A 16,705-nucleotide genomic window follows, 5' to 3' on the forward strand; every position below is an offset into this window, starting at 1 on the left:
ATTTGATTTAGGTATATATACCTTATTCCGGATAATCATGAGACATGACCCGGGTCGCACGACGCCATCGAAGCGGGTCAGCCCGTAACTTCAATGGCCATTGTAGTGGTTCGCAAGTCCGGCCAGCGCGGTTGAGATCAGCTGGACGAGATCGTTGGTGGCCGGGGCCAGGTGGCGCGAACGGGCGGTGATGACGACGATGTTGAGTGAATTGAGCCGTGGCTCGAGCAGCGGCACGCCCACCACCCGGCCATCGGCCAGCTCGTCGAGGAAGCCGATGGCCGTGAAGAACGCCACACCCAGCCCGGCGCAGATCAGTTGCTTGATGAGCGTGAGATTGTTGGAGGCCATCAGCGGAGTGGCCGCCATCCGCGCCTCCTCCAGTTCGTGAAGCAGCAGACTGCCGATGGGCTGGGTGTCTTCCTGGAACAGCATGGGATAGCTGGCGCATTCGAGCAGCGTGGTGTGCTCGCGGGCCGCCAGTGGATGATCGCGCGCGACCATGGCCCTGATCGGCATCTCCACCAGCGATTCCACGCGCATGGCGGAGTGTTCCTCAAGATCGAAGGCAATCCCGATGTCGGCATCGCCGGCGGCGACGCGCCGGACGATCTCACCGGGTCCGCAGGCGTTGACGGCGTAGCGGACATCGGGATTGGCCCGGACATAGGGCATCAGCAGCTCCGGCACGACCCGCAGCAGCAGGCTGTCGAGGGTGGCGATCCGCACGAGGCCGGAGCGTATCCCGTCGAGAGCGTCGAGTTCCGCGCGCATCCGGCCATATTCGTGCAGCGTCGCGCGGGCATGGCGCACGACCAGCTCGCCGGCGGGTGTCAGGCGCAGGCCCGAGGGCAGGCGTTCGAACAGCAGGGTGCCGAACTCGACCTCCAGCTTGAGGATCTGGCGGTTGACCGCCGAGGCGGCGATGTTGAGCCGGCGTGCCGCCTGGCGGATCGACCCCGAGCGGGCGACCTCATCGAGATAGGCCAGGGCCGCGGCGTGCAGGGGCATGTCAGCGCCGTGGCCAGGCAGCGACCAGCGGGGCATCCTCGCTGCTGCGATAGGTGTCCGACAGACCGCCGGGCGCGCCCCAGCCGGTGACCCTCTCGCCGAAGAATTCGCGATTGGCGGCCTTGAACGCCTGCCACCGTTCGGGCAGATCACTCTCTTCGAAGATGGCCTCCACGGGGCAGACGGAGACACACAGCGCGCAGTTCACGCATTCCTCGGGCTGGATGTAGAACATCCGCCCGCCCTCGTAGATGCAGTCGACGGGACAGACCTGCGTGCAGGCCCCGTCTTTCACGTCGATGCAGGTCTCGGCAATCACGTAGGCCACGGTCAGCGCTCCGTTGGCGGGCGGTCAGCAGCCCTTCCAGGCCGGCTTGCGCTTTTCCTGGAAGGCCCGGACCCCTTCATTCGCATCCTCGCTGCACAGTGCCTCGATGACCGCCGGCAACTTCAGCGCCTGCGCCTCGACGGGTTGCAGGTGAGCAGTGTGCCTTGCCGTCTGCTTGATGGCTCGCAGCGACAACGGTGCACATGCGAGGATATCCCCTATCCAGCGATCGACCGTGGCATCAAGCTCCGCGCGCGGCACCACCTCGTTGACGACACCCCAGCGCGCCAGTTCGGTCGCCTTGACCCGCCTGGCGGTGAGCATCATACCCATGGCGATGTTGTGGGGAATCTTGCGTTGCAGCAGCACCATGCCGCCATCGAGCGGCATCCGCCCGACCCGCGGCTCCGGCAGCCCCATCTCCGCTTCCTCGCAGGCAATCACGATGTCGCAGCCGAGGATCATCTCGAAACCGCCACCGAGTGCGAAGCCGTTGACCCGCGCGATGACCGGGATATCGAGCGTCTGGCGCAGGGCGATGCCGCCGAAGCCGCCGGGACGCGGGTCGGCCCAGTATTCGAGGCCCGACTTGCTGACGTCCTTCATGTCCGCGCCGACGCAGAAAGCCCGGTCGCCGGCGCCGGTCAGCACGACGCAGCGCACGTCGCGGTCGTTCTCGATGGCCTCCCAGATCTCCATGAGGCGCCGTTCTGTCGCGGAATCGATGGCATTCAGCCGATCGGCACGATCGATGGTGACCCGGGCGACGTGGTCGCGAATGTCGAGGGAAACGCTCAAGCCACCTTCTCCATGGCATCGCCGAGGATTTCGCCGTTGTGTTCGCCGAGCTTCGGCGGTGCCTGGCGGACCTCCAGCGGCGCCGCCGACATCATGATGGGCGAGCCGATGAGGCGCACGGGACCGGCCTCGGTGGACCCGGCCTCGACGATCATGCGGTTGACCAGCGTCTGCTCGTCCTCCAGCGCCTCGGCCAGCGAGCGTACCGGCGCGCAGAGGATGTCCACGCCTTCAAGGCGCGCCACCCAGTGGGCGGTCGTGTTGGTCGAGAAGTTTTCCCGGAAGATCTTCTGGAGTTCGGGGCGATGCGCACGCTGCCGTTCGAGATCGGAATACCGCTCGTCCCGGCTCAGGTCATCGATTTCCAGCGCCTTGCAGATGTCCTGCAGCGGATTGGCCTTGAACGCGCCGACCATGACGATCGCACCATCGGCGGTCTCGAACACGCCTGTGAGCGGCATGGCGGCCCAGTTGAGATCCTTGCCGCGCATCATCCACATGGCCGCCTCCTGCATCTGCATGGCGATCATCGAACTGTAGAGCGATACCGACACCTGCTGCCCCTCGCCCGTCCGGTCGCGCTGGAGCAACGCCAGCAGGATGCCCTGCACCAGATGCATGCCCGCGGAGTAGTCGCAAAGGGCGGTGGGATAGATCGAGGTGGGAATCTCCGGTCCGGCCTTGCGCAACATCACTCCGGTCATCGCCTGCGCCAGCACGTCCTGTCCGCCCTTGTGGGTATAGGGGCCTTCGATGCCATACCCCGTGCCCACGGCATAGATCAGCCGCGGATTGCGCTTTCTCAGCGCGTCGTAACCGAAGCCGATGCGATCCATCACATCCGGGCGGAAATTGTTGACCACGACATCGGCCCCGTCGACCAGCTCCAGCACGGCCGCCTTGTGTTCGGGATTCTTGAGATCGACCGCGAGACTCTTCTTGTTGCGGTTGAGTGAGGAGAACACCGGATTGTTGAGCCCGTCGGGGTCCTCGCCGAGGGACCAGCGCGACAGGTCGCCGATCTTCTCCTTTTCGACCTTGATCACCTCGGCTCCATAATCCGCCAGCATCTGCGTGCAGCAGGGTCCGAGCATCACCTGGGTGAAATCGATCACCCTTATACCGTCCAGTGGCAGTTTCATTCCGCAGCCTCCGCATATCGACGAGCGTTGTCCGAAGGCCGGTCTCCGGGATCGGCCCCCTGCTTGCGCATCTGTTTTTGGATCGCACCGACATCGGCATCGCGTACCGTGGCACCGGCGTCGAGCGCCACGACCGCGGCGACGCCCGCCGCTTCGCCCATGGCCATGCAGGGCGGGATCTCGCGGCTCATCTTCTGTGCCTGCGGCGTCGCCGAGTAGTGGCGGCCGGCGACCAGAAGCTGGTCGATCCCCTTCGGCAGCATGGCCCGGTAGGGTGTGTAGTAATCGCGACCGCGACAGACGCTGTCGGGAAAATGTTGTCGTTTGACGACTTCCTCCTTGGTGACAATATGCTCACCCTGCAACAGCCGCGTCTGGCGAACGCCAGTCTGTGGAGCGAAGTCGATAACATAGGCTTTCTCGAAACCGGGATTGTTGGCACGCGTATACTCAAGCAGCCGCTCGATCCGCTGCCGCCCTTCAAGCTCCGCCTTCGTCAGATCTTCGACCCTGGTGCCGTTGAGATTCGGCATGTGCGGACAGTTGAGCCAGACGATGCCGGGCAACGGCGTCTTCAGCCACCAGTAGTTCCATGAGCCGCCGATGATACGGGTCGCCTCGCGTTCGGTCTCCTTGAAGCGCTCCGGTTCCTCGTACTGATAGCGTTCGGCAGCCTCGGTATCGACCCCGCCCCAGCGCGAGACCGTGGTGAGGATGAACGATCCCTCCTGGAACTGCGCGCCAGCGCTGGCTGCCACATCGAGGTCGCCGGTGGTGTCGATGACGACGTCGCCCATGATCGCCTGACGGCCATCCTTGGTCTCCACGACGACTCCCTTGATCTTCCCGTCCTCGACGATGGAGGACGAGAACCAGCTGTGCATCCGCAGTTTCACACCGGATTCGCCGGTCATCGCATAGGCGGCCCGCTTGAACCCGTCGGGGTCGAAGGCCGCCGAATAGACGACGGGATGCGGCAGGCTGTGGGTGTGGAAGTCGAACAGCCCCCAGCGCGACCACTTGCGCCACATCTCCTCGGTGGCACGGATGTCGGGCTGCATGTCCCGCTCGTCCGGCACCACGCACAGCCCCATGGCCTGCATCCGTTCGATGATCTCGAAGCCGATGCCCTTGACCGACAGCTCGAGGTCGTTGTGCATGTCGTCGAGCACCAGCACCATGCCGCCCGCAGCGAGGCCACCCAGATAGGGATAGCGTTCGAGCAGGGTCACGCTGGCCCCGTTGCGTGCGGCCGATACGGCGGCCGAAATGCCGGCGGGACCGCCGCCCACGACGACGACGTCGCTACGGTCGACGATACGCGCATCGCGCGCAGCTTCCCTGATTGTTGGACTATCATTCATTGAGGAACTCCTCCGTCTGTCACAAAACGACAGCCTAGTGAACGGCGCTGGATTTCCAGCGAATGAAATAGCGCTCGGCCAGGGCCACGAACACGAACAGCATCACCGCCAGGCCGGCAGCGAGGAAAACCGTGGCATAGAGCAGCGGCGAGCGGAAATTGTAGGTGGCTTCGATGATGAGCGCGCCGAGACCGAAGTTCGAACCGATCCACTCGCCGACGATCGCACCGATGACGCAGGTCGTGGACGCGATCTTGAGGGCGGCGAACAGGAACGGCAGCGAACTCTGCAACCGCACCTTCCAGAACACCTCGCGCTTGGTGGCCGAGAGGATGCGCATCAGGTCGAGCATCGCCGGGTTCACCGCCTTGAGCCCGCGGACCATGTTCACCAGCGTGGGGAAGAAGCATATCAGCCCGGCAATGATGATCTTGGGCGCATAGCCATTGCCGAAGATGAGGACCAGCACCGGTGCTATGGCGATGATGGGGATGGTGTTGATGAACACCGCGATCGGGTAGAAGGCGCGTTCGGCGGTAAGGTTGTGGACGAACCAGACGGCCAGCAGGATGGCGACGAGATTGCCGAAAACGAAGCCCAGCAACGCTTCCATCAAGGTCGGCCAGAAGTTCAGCAGCAGGATCCCGCCTTCGCTCCGGAAGGTGCGGATCACCTCGATGGGCCCGGGAGCGATGTAGTTCGGAACACCGAACACGGAAACCACCAGTTGCCAGAAGACGATGATCCCCACAGCGGCACCGATGGCCGGCAACCGTGCCGCCCAGGCGCTTTCGCCCTTGCGCGGCGCGGGGCTTGCGACATTCGTGGCCATCAGCAGGTCTCCAGCAGCTGGCGCAGGTGAGCGGCGATGCGCACGAACTCGATCGTGTCGCGATCCGCAAGGCGACGCGGATGAGGGAGATCGACCTCGACCAGATCGCGAACCCGGCCCGGATGAGCCGCCAGCACCAGTACCCGTTCGCCGAGAAAGGCGGCCTCGGGGATCGAATGCGTGACGAAAACGATGGTGGTGCCGGTCTCCTGCCAGATCCGCAGCAACTCCTCGTTGAGCTTGTCGCGGGTAATCTCGTCGAGAGCGCCGAATGGCTCGTCCATCAGCAGGATGCGGGGTTTGCACACCAGCGCGCGGGCAATGGCCACCCGCTGGCGCATGCCGCCCGACAACTCGTCCGGCATCGCCTTCTCCCGGCCGGCCAGCCCCACCAGCCGCAACAATTCCTCGGGTTCGCCATGGGCGGTTCCGCCGCCGCCCACTTCCAGCGGAAGCCGGACATTGTCGACGGCATTGCGCCAGGGGAGCAGCGTCGCATCCTGGAAGACGAAGCTGATATCCCGGTCCTGCCGGGCCTGCTCCGGCGCCTTCCCGAGAACGCTGATTTCCCCTTGCGAAGCGGGAACCAGATCGGCGATGGCCCTCAGGAGCGTCGATTTCCCGCATCCCGAAGGTCCCAGCATTGTCAACAGGCTCCCTTCGGGAATGTTGACCGTGACGTTGTCCAGGGCGGTCACTTCCCCGGCTTCACTGTCGAAACGTACGCTGAGTTCGCGTATGTCGACAGCCGAGGCCGGCATAGCACCGACCTCGTCGACCGCCGCCAGGGCCATCAGCCGACCTTCTTGCGAATGTCCGCGGTCGCATCGAGAACCGCCATCGACATCACGTCGTCGAGGGTCGGGGTCTCGCCCTTGAACTGGTCGAGCGAAGCATAGATGTCGATCTGCTCCTCCCAGTTGGCCGCATCCATCGTGCCCCAGCCGTTCTTCTTCGTGTTGTCGTCGAAACTGAAGGACAGGACCGAACCTACAGCTTCGAGTTCGGAAGCACGTTCGAGATTGGGATAGGTGTTGACCAGGATGTCGACCGCTTCCTCGGGATTTTCGCGGGCGTAGCCCCAGCCCATCGCCGAGCCCGCGAGATAGCCGGCAAGCACGTCGCCGTGATTGTCCAGCATGTCGTCCGTCGTATAGTAGACATTGGCATAGAGCCGGATGCCGGTATCCCACAACATCATGTCGACGCGCTGGTCGCCAAGGACCTTGAGCGCGTTGGTGTTGGTCTGCCAGCCGGTGATCGCCTGCACCTGTCCGGTCAGGAGCTGGTTCATGTCGCTGCCGACATTGATGATCTCGACCTGATCCTCCGCAATGCCGTTCTTGGCCAGCAGGGCACGCAGCAGGATCTGGCCCGTAGGCTGGACTCCGATCTTCTTGCCGACCATGTCCGCAGGTTCGCGGATCGGGTCGCTGGACAGCGAGAAATAGGTGTAGGGGTGTTTCTGGTAGCCGGCGGCGATGGCCTTGACCGGGATGCCCGCCGATCGCGCAAGCATCAGCGAGGGGCTCGACGACAACTGGCCCACCTGCGCATGACCGGCGGCGGTGGCACCGACGCCATCGACATTCGGACCGCCGGGAGTGACCTGCAACTCGACCCCCCGTTCGGCGTAGAACCCCTTGGCCATGGCGACGGTCTCGCCGAGAATGCCGTTGGACGCCAGCCAGCCGAGCTGCATGTTGACCGTCGTCAGGTCACCCGCGCGTGCACCGACCGAGAGCAGGCCGGGCATGCCCGCGAGGGCGCCGAGCGCGGCCGATGAACGCAACAGGGTACGACGCGAGACCATCGAATCGAACATCACTTCCTCCCTTTTTATCCGGCAAGGTTGCTCCCGGCCGGCGAGATGACACGAGCACCAGTTCAAGAACATCTTGGGTTGCCGGAGAGGTTATCACTCCGGGGCGTTCACAAGAAGCGCATATTTTCGCACTTGCCGTTGCTGTATTGGCAACGCAAACCCATCTCCCTCCCGGTACCGGCATCGCTCGATGCGCGACTTCATGCGCGGCCCGTCGATGTTCACCGGCTGCATCCGGTCCCCGGCGCCGCGAACATTGACGACGCGGGACAGCTCCGCCAACAGGGGCGGGGCAGAATGGTGCCGCAGGAATAGATGACCGTATCGGGGAATATCGCCATCATGAGCAGCATGACGGAATGCCACCATCTGGACGCACCCGCGCGCTTCGGCTGGCGCCAATGGTATCGTGTCCTGTTCCGCGTGGTCACGGGCATCGGCTCGGACAACCTGTCACTGGCTGCCGCCGGCTGCGCCTTCTACGCCATGCTGTCGATGGTCCCGGGAATGACAATTCTTCTTCTTGTCTACGGTCTCGTTTCGGATCCGTTGCAGGTCGAGGAGCAACTGACCATGCTCAACGGCATCGTGCCACCCGATGTCGCCCGCCTCATGTCGGAGCAGTTGCAGCGGGTCGCCCGGCAATCGCATCAGGCGCTGGGGTGGGGGCTGGTCGTGGCGGCCACCGTCGCGCTCTGGTCGTCGTCGGCGGCGACCAAGGCGCTTATCGCAGCGCTCAACATCGCCTACCACGAACGGGAAAGACGGAATTTCATCGTCTTCAACCTGCTGGGACTGGGCTTCACGTTCGCCGGCATCCTTGCACTGGCCGCCGCCATCGTGACCATCGTCGTCGTTCCGGCCGCCCTTGCCATCCTTGGCCTGAACGAGGCCGCCGCCATGTCGATGGCCATGCTTCGCTGGCCGATCATCGCGGCCTTCGTCATGCTCGGTCTTGCCCTGCTCTACAGGTTCGGGCCATCCCGTTCGGCGCCGAAGTTCCGATGGATCTCGGTCGGTTCGGTGGTGGCCATGGTCCTGTGGCTCGGCGCGTCGATCCTCTTTTCCTACTATGTCGGCAACATCGTCAACTACAATGCCACCTTCGGCTCGCTCGGCGCCATCATCATCGTGCTGTTGTGGCTCTATATATCGGCCTTCGCCATCATCATCGGTGCCAAGCTCAACAGCGAGATCGAGCTGGAGACCTCCGTCGACACGACAACCGGAGAGCCACGTCCCATGGGGCAGCGGGGCGCGTTCGTGGCCGACAATGTTGCCCCGTATCCGCGGGAAAAAAACTGACCGGGTGGAACCTTTGACCGGATGGGCCTTTCCTTCTCCGAAGAACGGGGCCTCGGGGGGTCCACAAATCATGGGTCGAATACCGACATGTGAGTCGGGGTATCGACCGGGGCATGCCGCCGATTGTATCCACTTTCATCGCCGGGACCGATTGTCCGCCAGCTTTGCATCACCGGGGGAAGAAATTCTTGAGATTGCGATGGAAAACAATGGCATCTGTTGCCCTGCCCGCGATCCTCCCGGCCTGTTCCACTGCCGGAATGCCGATGCTCAACCCGATCGGCACGGTAGCCTCCGCCCAGCTTGAGCTGCTGATGTGGTCGACGCTGATCATGCTGTCGATCATCGTGCCCGTCATCATGGGAACATTGTGGATCGTCTGGCATTACCGGTCGACATCCGGCAAGGCAACCTACGATCCCGAGTTCCGCGAGTCGAAGTTCCTACACGGCGTGACCCTGTTCGCTCCGCTGGTCATCATCATTGCCCTGGGGGGCCTCAACTGGGTCTATACCCACAGGCTCGATCCCTATCGGCCGGTCGATGCTGAAGAACGTCCCTTTGAAATCCAGGCCGTCAGCCTCGACTACAAGTGGCTGTTCATCTACCCCGATGCCGGTGTCGCCACGGTCAATGAACTCGTGGCTCCGGTGGACGAACCGGTCACCATCCGCATCACCTCCGACCCGATGATGACGGCCCTGTTCATTCCCGGCCTCACCAGCCAGATCTATGCCATGCCCGGCATGGAAACCCGTGCGAACTTCCATGCCGACCGGGAAGGCGTTCTCGACGGGGCCAATGCCATGTTTTCAGGTCCGGGTTTCGAGAACCAGCGGTTCGAGACCAGGCTTCTCGGTCGAGAGAAATTCGACAATTGGATCAGGTCAATGGGTGCGGGTTCGGCCTCGCTCCCGGACGATGCCGAAGTGAAGGAAGTGAAGAATGAACCGCTTCTCGACATGGCAGGCTACAGGAAGCTCGCTGAAAGGACCCAGGGCTATCCGCTCACCCATTTTGCCAGTGTCGAAACCGGGTTGTTCGCAAAGATCGTGCGGCTGTTCGATCCGGGTTATTCGATGAATCCACTGCCATCGACCGCCGAATACGACGGGGGAAACTGATGCTGGGCCGTCTTACCTACGATTCTCTGCCGTTCTACAGCCCTGTTGCCTTCGGTGGCGCGCTGGTCACCGTGCTCGGTGCCGTCGCCGCCGTCGGATTGCTGACCTATTTCCGCCTCTGGGGCTGGCTCTGGCACAACTACCTGACAACGGTCGATCACAAGAAGATCGGCATCATGTACATCGTATTCGCCTTTGTCATGCTGGTCCGCGGCTTTGTCGATGCGATCATGATGCGCGCCCACCAGATGCTTTCGGCCTTCGGCGGCGGCTTCCTCGAAGGTGATCATTTCGCGCAGGTATTCTCCGCCCATGGCACGATCATGATATTCTTCATGGCCACGCCATTCATGTCCGGACTGATCAACTTCGTCATGCCGCAGCAGATCGGTGCCCGCGATGTCGCCTTCCCCTATCTCAACGCCCTCAGTTTCTGGCTCACCGCCGGTGCCGGCGGGCTCGTGCTCATCTCGCTGGTCCTCGGCAAGTTCTCCACGGCCGGATGGACCGGATATCCACCCTACTCCGGAGCGGCGCGCACGCCGGGCGTCGGCGTCGATTACTGGATCTGGGCCCTGTTCATCTCGGGTTGGGGCACCACCATGTCGGGGATCAATTTCCTCGTCACGATCCTGCGGCGGCGGGCACCGGGAATGACGCTGATGCGCATGCCGGTCTTCACATGGACGGCGGCCTGCACCAGCGTCATCATCCTCATCGCCTTTCCGGCATTGACCGTGGCCATCACCCTGCTGGGCCTCGACCGGGTCATCGGCACGCATTTCTTCACCAGCGATGCCGGCGGCAATTTCATGAACTTCGCCAACATGTTCTGGATGTGGGGACATCCGGAGGTCTATCTGCTGGTTCTGCCAGCCTTCGGCGTGTTCTCCGAGGTGACCGCGACGTTCTCGGGCAAGCCCCTCTACGGATACAGTGCCATGGTCCGGGCCACCCTGGTCATCACGGTCGTGTCGGCCCTCGTGTGGCTGCATCACTTCTTCACGATGGGCTCCAGTGCCACGGTCAACGCCGTTTTCGGCATCGCCACCATGATCATCGGTGTTCCGACCGGACTGAAGGTCTTCAACTGGATGTTCACGATGTATCGCGGCCGGGTGAGATTGCATTCGGCAATCTACTGGACCGTCGGTTTCATCGTCCTGTTCGTCATCGGTGGTGCGACCGGTGTCATGCACGCCATCGTGCCGCTCGACTTCAACCTGCACAACACGACCTTCCTCGTCGCCCACTTCCACAACATGCTGATCCCGGGCGTCCTGTTCGGCTTTCTTGCCGGCTATCAGTACTGGTTCCCCAAGGCGATCGGCTTCACCCTCGACGAGAAATGGGGCAAGCTCTCCTTCTGGGGATGGTTCTCCGGTTTTCTGCTGGTGTTCATGCCACTCTATGCACTGGGGCTCATGGGACTGCCACGCAGGACCGGACAGATCTACGACTCCTCTCTCTGGCCGTTGCTGACCGTCTCGTTCATCGGTGCCTGTGCCGTTCTTTTCGGCATCATCGCACTCGGCGTCCAGCTCTGGGTCAGTATCCGCGACCGCAACCGCCTTCGCGACACCTCCGGCGACCCCTGGGACGGACGTACACTCGAATGGTCGGTCCCCTCGCCCACGCCCGAATTCAATTTCGCCCGGATACCGCGGGTCGACGGCATCGACAGTTTCGCCATGGCCAAGCGCGCCGGCGAGCCTGTGCCGGTGGGTCCGCCGGAGGATATCGAAATGCCGAACCCGACCCGCTCGGCCATGGCCGCCGGTGTCCTGGCCTTTCTGGGCGGTTTCGGAGCGATCTGGGAGATGTGGTGGCTCTTCGGCATCTGTGCCGCGGGCATGCTGCTCATCGTCATCGCCCGCAGCTTCATCGACCATGACGAACATGAAGTTCCCGCTTCGGAGGTCGAGCGGATCATGCAATCTTCCCGGGCAGAGGGCATGGCCGTTGCCGGAGCGACATCATGAGCGTGAGTACGGCCGACATCGTAGCGGATCCGGATGTCAGCGAGCCCTGCCGGATCATCGGCAACGAGCGTACGCACGCCGACCATCGCGAGCGCGCGCTCGGCTTCTGGCTCTACCTGATGAGCGACGCCATCCTGTTCGCGATCCTGTTCGCGAATTACGGCGTCCTTCTTTATGGCGTCGCCGGTGGACCACGCCCCCACGAAGTATTTTCGCTCGATACCGCCGCCTATGAAACGGCCGCACTGCTCATCTCGAGCCTCACCTTCGGGTTCGTGTCGATCTGCGCACTTTCCGGAAAACGGTTCGCAGCGATCTTCTGGCTGCTGGTGACGATGGGACTGGGAGCCTGTTTCCTGTATTTCGAATTCCATGAATTTGCGGGCCTCGTGGCCGAAGGATCCGGGCCCTGGCGCAGCGGTTTCCTTTCCGGCTTCTTTGCGCTTGTCGGAGCCCATGGGCTGCATGTGAGCGTCGGCATGATCATGCTGGCCGTGCTCGTCCTGCAGCTTCTCGTCAAGGGAACGACCGAGCCCGTATTGTCCCGCCTCTATCGGGTCGGATTGTTCTGGCATTTCCTCGATATCATCTGGATCGGCATTTTCTCGTTCGTCTATCTGCCGGGAGTCCTGCCATGATCCCTCCCTATCTGCGCAAACCGGAAATCAGCGACTATATCACAGGCTTCCTGCTGGCCATTATCCTCACCGCACTCGCCTTCGCGATTGCCTCCCTTGGCGGGATCGGCCGCACCCCGACCATCATGATCATCTCCTTTCTCGCCGTGATCCAGATGGGCGTGCACCTGCGGTTCTTCCTGCACTACTCCACCAGCCGCACCCCGATCGAGGCCCGCATCGCGCTGTTCCTCGCGGGACTGCTCGCCACGATCATGGTGGGAGGAGGCATGTGGGCCATGATCGACCTGCACCATCGCATGATGCCCTGATCCGGGCACGGACGGGAAAGGCGCTTCGCCCGCCTGAAGTGAAGCGCCTTTCGCATTTCGCTTGAAGTAGATGGACAGTGTCAGACGACGGTGAGCTTCACATCGACATTGTTTCGAGTTGCATTGGAATAGGGGCAGATCTGGTGGGCCTTCTGCACCAGTGTCTCGGCCGTCGCCCTGTCCAATCCGGGAAGACTGATTTCCAGCGCGGCAGTGATGCCGAAGCCGCCTTCCGAGCGCGGTCCGATACCGACCGTGCCCGTCACGCTCGTGTCCGGTGGAATGGCCGGCCCCTTGTCCTGTGCCGCCACCGCCTTCATCGCGCCGAGGAAGCAGGCCGAATAACCGGCCGCGAACAATTGTTCGGGATTGGTGCCCGCTCCTCCGTCACCCCCCAGTTCCTTCGGCACCGACAGCTTGACCTCAAGCTTGCCATCGGCCGTTCGCGCCGACCCGTCACGGCCGCCGGTGGCCGTTGCCTCGGTCATATATTTCACATCGACAGACATGTAGTTTCTCCCTTGCGCCGGTTGTGAAACCCGAGGTGACAATATAGCGCACCGGGATTTTCCACCAGTGTCGATGACCAACATCCGGTTGGATCAAGGGACCCATCGTCAGCGAATTCGCCACATTGCCCCCTGCATCCCGCATGCAGACGGGCGGCCAGATGGAGAGCTGGCCGCCCGTTCACAAGATAATCTGGCCTGATGACATCAGGTACCCGGCTGGGGCTCCGGTGTGAAATCGCCCGGACTGTCATCGTCGCGCGGCTTGTTGGTCGTCGGGACCGAACCTCGCTTGCCGCCGCCGCTGGGAGCCGAAGCCGATGGCGAACCATCCTGCTTGCTGCGCGCCTCGGGCATGCCGTCACCACGAAGGATCGATGCGACCTCCTCGCCTGTGAGCGTCTCATGCTCCAGCAGTGCCGTCGCCAGCTCATGCAGGACATCAAGCTTTTCGGTGATCAGGTTCCGCGCCTTCTCGTGGCCTTCCTCGATGATCCGCCGGACTTCGGCATCGATCAGCTGGGCGGTCGCTTCGGAAACGTTCTTCTGCTGCGTCACGGAATGCCCCAGGAACACCTCCTGCTGGTTTTCGCCATATCCCACGGGACCGAGCTTCTCGCTCATGCCGAGCTGCGTGACCATGCCCCGCGCGATCTGCGTCGCCTGCTTGATGTCGCCATAGGCACCCGATGTCACCCTGTCGTGCCCGAAAATCAGCTCCTCGGCCACCCGGCCACCCATGGCGACCGTGATCTGCGCTTCCATCTCCTGCCGGGTCTGGGAATGACGGTCCCCTTCCGGAAGGAACTGGACGAGACCGAGCGCACGCCCCCGCGGAATGATGGTGGCCTTGTGGATCGGCATCGCCCCCTTGGTGAAGAAGGCTGCCACCGCGTGACCGCCCTCATGATAGGCAGTCAACCTCTTTTCCTCGTCGGACATGACCATCGACCGCCGCTCGGCGCCCATCAGGACCTTGTCCTTGGCTGCCTCGAAGTCGACCATCGTCACGACCCGCTTGCCACGCCGGGCGGCCAGCAGCGCCGCCTCGTTGACGATGTTGGCAAGGTCGGCACCCGAGAAGCCGGGCGTGCCGCGGGCAATGACCCGGGTATCGACATCGGGGCCGACACGGATCTTCTTGACATGCACATTGAGGATCTTCTCGCGCCCGAGAACATCCGGATTTGGCACCACAACCTGGCGGTCAAAACGCCCCGGACGCAAAAGGGCCGGATCGAGAACGTCGGGACGATTGGTCGCGGCGATCAGGATCACGCCCTCGTTGGCCTCGAAACCGTCCATCTCGACCAGCAATTGATTCAACGTCTGCTCACGCTCGTCATTGCCACCACCGAGACCGGCACCACGATGCCGGCCGACAGCGTCGATCTCGTCGATGAAGACAATGCACGGCGCATGTTTCTTGGCCTGCTCGAACATGTCGCGCACGCGGCTCGCGCCGACACCGACGAACATTTCCACGAAATCGGAGCCGGAAATCGTGAAGAACGGCACATTGGCCTCACCCGCGATGGCGCGGGCAAGCAGCGTCTTGCCGGTGCCCGGAGGCCCGACGAGCAGGCAGCCCTTCGGAATGCGCCCACCGACCTGCTGGAATTTCTGCGGGTTCTTGAGGAACTCGACGATCTCCTGCAGCTCCTCCTTGGCCTCGTCGATGCCGGCGACGTCGGAAAACGTGACGCGTCCGTGTTTCTCGGTCAGCAGTCTCGCCCGGCTCTTGCCGAATCCCATGGCCTTGCCGCCACCGGACTGCATCTGCCGCATGAAGAAAATCCACACGCCGATCAGCAGCAGCATCGGGAACCACGACACCAGGACACCCAGCAACGACGGCATGCTATCATCGAGAGGCATTGCCCGGATGGTCACGCCATGCTTGGTCAGGCGCTCGACCAGGTTCGGGTCGTTCGGTGCGTAGGTGGCAAATGGCCGACCATCGGAGAAATGTCCCGAAATATTGTCGCCCTGGATCGTGACATCGCTTACACGGCCTGCCTCGACCTCGGAGACGAAGTCGGAAAACGCCAGCGGCGTCTGGGTACCCCTGGTTGATGGGCCCTGAAACAGATTGAACAACGCGATCAACAAGAGACCGATGATGATCCACAGTGCAAGGTTCTTGCTGAAATTGTTCACCGTTTGACCTCGTCAGACATACTGGGTTTCCTGGGATGTATTCCGGTCGATGGCACGGGACCGCCCTCGATATCGCGTTTCCCAAGCACGATTCAAGGAACAGATGCCGACCCGGCCATACAGGAGATTACATAGGAACTTTGCCGCCGCAAACAACTGCACATCCCATGAAGCATGAGCCAGTCAAACCCCGGGCAGGCTCGAACAACACCTTTATATCCTTTCTGGCGCGAAAAGCGAGCATGTGTTGCCATTCGGCACACCCGGGCGCACACAAGGCAGGCCAGGATGCCAATGCTTCGACCGGCAGTTTTCCCTGACAGTCCCCATTCTCCCTCAAGCGGACAATCGATTCTGCATCGGCCGGCCCGATCATCCAGCCATCGCCAATGCTCCCCGTCTCGATCGTGAAGCGGTCGTCCCACCTTGTCGACATTGCCGGAGGAAGCGGGGCCGCCCTCGGCAGGTGGCGGATCTCCCTCACGACGCGGATCTCGTTTTCGCGCCGCTCGAACATCGCATGACCAAGCGTCCGCCGAACCGGGCAAGACGAAAGCTCGTCCATCAGCCGTTCGAGCCGCTCGCGGCGCAGATGGCATGCCCTGCCGGTGACGGCCGTGACGGCCGCCGTCACGATCAGGTGCCGCAATTCGCGGTCCCGCCGATCGAATTCCGAACCGCTGATGCTCAGATATCCCAGACTGTCGAAACTCACGGCTTCGGCGGCAAACCGCGCCAGCGCCCGCTCAAGGGCCATTCGCTCCGCAACCGTCGATCGCGGCTCCGTACCCTTGCCCGCGGCCCGGTAACGACCGCGCCAGAAGCGTGGATCGGTGTTGGAGGGGTCTTCGACCCAGCTTTCGCCACGATGCTCCAGATAGGCCCGCAGGGCGCTCTTGCGGACTTCGAGCAAGGGGCGGAGAAGGCGCAGGTGGTCCAGCTCGCGGCAGGCACTCATCCCGGCCCGGCCGATCACCCCACTCTGCCGCTCGGCGCGCATGGCGATGGTTTCGTTCTGGTCGTCCCGATGATGACCCAGCAGGAGATGGGCGATCTTCCGCTGATGACAGGCTTCCCGGAGCAGGGACAGTCGCGCATCGCGGGCAATGGCCTGGATACCCGTCACCGGCTTGTCGCCACGCCATTCGAGCAGCACCGCCTCGATGCCCCGATGCACCAGCTGGCGCAGGACGGCGCGAGCCTCATCGGGCGACTCCGGGCGAAGGCCATGATCAACGACCAGTGCCACGATGCGACCATCCCTCTTCGCACACCATTCGCGGGCGAGGATGGCCAGGGCCGTGCTATCCGCTCCACCCGAGACGGCTACCGCCAACCGGGGACGATCCTCGAACGGCTCGAACCGCGCCATCGCC

At 62.8% G+C, this 16,705-nt stretch carries 16 protein-coding genes; 5 read left to right on the top strand and 11 right to left on the bottom strand.

Features of this window, described 5'->3' with window-relative positions; genetic code table 11:
• Positions 1-90 precede the first annotated feature (90 nt).
• From H6851_16190 to H6851_16225, 8 genes are read right to left on the bottom strand one after another with little or no spacing between them, the layout of a single operon-like run.
• On the bottom strand, positions 91-1,011 hold the full coding sequence (locus H6851_16190) for a LysR family transcriptional regulator (GenBank protein ID MCB9945146.1): 921 nt from the start codon (positions 1,009-1,011) through the stop codon (positions 91-93).
• A 1-nt stretch (position 1,012) separates the two neighbouring features.
• The gene (locus H6851_16195) at positions 1,013-1,339 is read right to left on the bottom strand and encodes a ferredoxin family protein (GenBank protein MCB9945147.1); all 327 of its coding nucleotides are present in this window, start codon (positions 1,337-1,339) and stop codon (positions 1,013-1,015) included.
• A gap of 24 nt (positions 1,340-1,363) precedes the next feature.
• A complete protein-coding gene (locus H6851_16200; GenBank protein ID MCB9945148.1) occupies positions 1,364-2,137 on the bottom strand; it encodes an enoyl-CoA hydratase/isomerase family protein in 774 nt (257 codons plus the stop codon).
• Entirely contained in the window at positions 2,134-3,279 is a 1,146-nt protein-coding gene (locus H6851_16205; protein MCB9945149.1) for a CoA transferase, read from the bottom strand. Before H6851_16205 ends, H6851_16200 begins: the two co-directional genes overlap by 4 nt.
• Complete coding sequence (locus tag H6851_16210; GenBank protein ID MCB9945150.1) at positions 3,276-4,643, bottom strand: FAD-dependent oxidoreductase; 1,368 nt, start codon at positions 4,641-4,643, stop codon at positions 3,276-3,278. The genes H6851_16205 and H6851_16210 overlap by 4 nt, the downstream gene beginning before the upstream one ends.
• A gap of 34 nt (positions 4,644-4,677) precedes the next feature.
• On the bottom strand, positions 4,678-5,475 hold the full coding sequence (locus tag H6851_16215) for an ABC transporter permease (protein ID MCB9945151.1): 798 nt from the start codon (positions 5,473-5,475) through the stop codon (positions 4,678-4,680).
• Positions 5,475-6,269 (bottom strand): ABC transporter ATP-binding protein, encoded by a 795-nt coding sequence (locus tag H6851_16220; GenBank protein ID MCB9945152.1) that lies wholly within the window; start codon positions 6,267-6,269, stop codon positions 5,475-5,477. Before H6851_16220 ends, H6851_16215 begins: the two co-directional genes overlap by 1 nt.
• A complete protein-coding gene (locus tag H6851_16225; protein MCB9945153.1) occupies positions 6,269-7,300 on the bottom strand; it encodes an ABC transporter substrate-binding protein in 1,032 nt (343 codons plus the stop codon). Before H6851_16225 ends, H6851_16220 begins: the two co-directional genes overlap by 1 nt.
• A gap of 342 nt (positions 7,301-7,642) precedes the next feature.
• On the opposite strand from H6851_16225, the gene H6851_16230 reads away from it, so the two are divergent.
• The 5 genes from H6851_16230 (at position 7,643) to H6851_16250 (ending at position 12,660) form a co-directional block, all read left to right on the top strand.
• The gene (locus H6851_16230) at positions 7,643-8,605 is read left to right on the top strand and encodes a YihY/virulence factor BrkB family protein (protein MCB9945154.1); all 963 of its coding nucleotides are present in this window, start codon (positions 7,643-7,645) and stop codon (positions 8,603-8,605) included.
• 209 nt (positions 8,606-8,814) lie between these two features.
• Entirely contained in the window at positions 8,815-9,729 is a 915-nt protein-coding gene (locus tag H6851_16235) for a COX aromatic rich motif-containing protein (GenBank protein MCB9945155.1), read from the top strand.
• Positions 9,729-11,711, top strand: coding sequence for a cbb3-type cytochrome c oxidase subunit I (locus H6851_16240; GenBank protein MCB9945156.1), 1,983 nt, complete (start codon positions 9,729-9,731; stop codon positions 11,709-11,711). Before H6851_16235 ends, H6851_16240 begins: the two co-directional genes overlap by 1 nt.
• A complete protein-coding gene (locus H6851_16245; GenBank protein MCB9945157.1) occupies positions 11,708-12,349 on the top strand; it encodes a cytochrome c oxidase subunit 3 in 642 nt (213 codons plus the stop codon). Before H6851_16240 ends, H6851_16245 begins: the two co-directional genes overlap by 4 nt.
• Positions 12,346-12,660, top strand: a complete 315-nt coding sequence (locus H6851_16250; protein ID MCB9945158.1) for a cytochrome C oxidase subunit IV family protein — start codon at positions 12,346-12,348, stop codon at positions 12,658-12,660. The genes H6851_16245 and H6851_16250 overlap by 4 nt, the downstream gene beginning before the upstream one ends.
• Before the next feature lie 80 nt (positions 12,661-12,740).
• Here H6851_16250 and H6851_16255 read toward each other — a convergent pair whose 3' ends face one another.
• The 3 genes from H6851_16255 to tilS all read right to left on the bottom strand — a co-directional run bounded on the left by H6851_16255 (position 12,741) and on the right by tilS (position 16,701).
• Positions 12,741-13,169: an organic hydroperoxide resistance protein gene (locus tag H6851_16255; GenBank protein MCB9945159.1), complete on the bottom strand. Its 429-nt coding sequence runs from the start codon at positions 13,167-13,169 to the stop codon at positions 12,741-12,743.
• A 207-nt stretch (positions 13,170-13,376) separates the two neighbouring features.
• Entirely contained in the window at positions 13,377-15,329 is a 1,953-nt protein-coding gene (locus tag H6851_16260; protein ID MCB9945160.1) for an ATP-dependent metallopeptidase FtsH/Yme1/Tma family protein, read from the bottom strand.
• Positions 15,330-15,456: 127 nt separating this feature from the next.
• Positions 15,457-16,701, bottom strand: coding sequence for a tRNA lysidine(34) synthetase TilS (gene tilS / locus H6851_16265; protein MCB9945161.1), 1,245 nt, complete (start codon positions 16,699-16,701; stop codon positions 15,457-15,459).
• Positions 16,702-16,705: the final 4 nt, after the last annotated feature.

The sequence above is a fragment of the Geminicoccaceae bacterium genome, from assembly GCA_020638465.1.
Lineage (GTDB): Bacteria > Pseudomonadota > Alphaproteobacteria > Geminicoccales > Geminicoccaceae > JAGREO01.

Excerpts from the sequence above, each read along its gene's own strand:
- H6851_16190 (MCB9945146.1), bottom strand. The coding sequence starts at position 1,011 with ATGCCCCTGCACGCCGCGGCCCTGGCCTATCTCGATGAGGTCGCCCGC.
- H6851_16205 (MCB9945149.1), bottom strand. The coding sequence starts at position 3,279 with ATGAAACTGCCACTGGACGGTATAAGGGTGATCGATTTCACCCAGGTG.
- H6851_16210 (MCB9945150.1), bottom strand. The coding sequence starts at position 4,643 with ATGAATGATAGTCCAACAATCAGGGAAGCTGCGCGCGATGCGCGTATC.
- H6851_16215 (MCB9945151.1), bottom strand. The coding sequence starts at position 5,475 with ATGGCCACGAATGTCGCAAGCCCCGCGCCGCGCAAGGGCGAAAGCGCC.
- H6851_16220 (MCB9945152.1), bottom strand. The coding sequence starts at position 6,269 with ATGGCCCTGGCGGCGGTCGACGAGGTCGGTGCTATGCCGGCCTCGGCT.
- H6851_16225 (MCB9945153.1), bottom strand. The coding sequence starts at position 7,300 with ATGTTCGATTCGATGGTCTCGCGTCGTACCCTGTTGCGTTCATCGGCC.
- H6851_16230 (MCB9945154.1), top strand. The coding sequence starts at position 7,643 with ATGAGCAGCATGACGGAATGCCACCATCTGGACGCACCCGCGCGCTTC.
- H6851_16235 (MCB9945155.1), top strand. The coding sequence starts at position 8,815 with ATGGCATCTGTTGCCCTGCCCGCGATCCTCCCGGCCTGTTCCACTGCC.
- H6851_16240 (MCB9945156.1), top strand. The coding sequence starts at position 9,729 with ATGCTGGGCCGTCTTACCTACGATTCTCTGCCGTTCTACAGCCCTGTT.
- H6851_16245 (MCB9945157.1), top strand. The coding sequence starts at position 11,708 with ATGAGCGTGAGTACGGCCGACATCGTAGCGGATCCGGATGTCAGCGAG.
- H6851_16250 (MCB9945158.1), top strand. The coding sequence starts at position 12,346 with ATGATCCCTCCCTATCTGCGCAAACCGGAAATCAGCGACTATATCACA.
- H6851_16255 (MCB9945159.1), bottom strand. The coding sequence starts at position 13,169 with ATGTCTGTCGATGTGAAATATATGACCGAGGCAACGGCCACCGGCGGC.
- tilS (MCB9945161.1), bottom strand. The coding sequence starts at position 16,701 with ATGGCGCGGTTCGAGCCGTTCGAGGATCGTCCCCGGTTGGCGGTAGCC.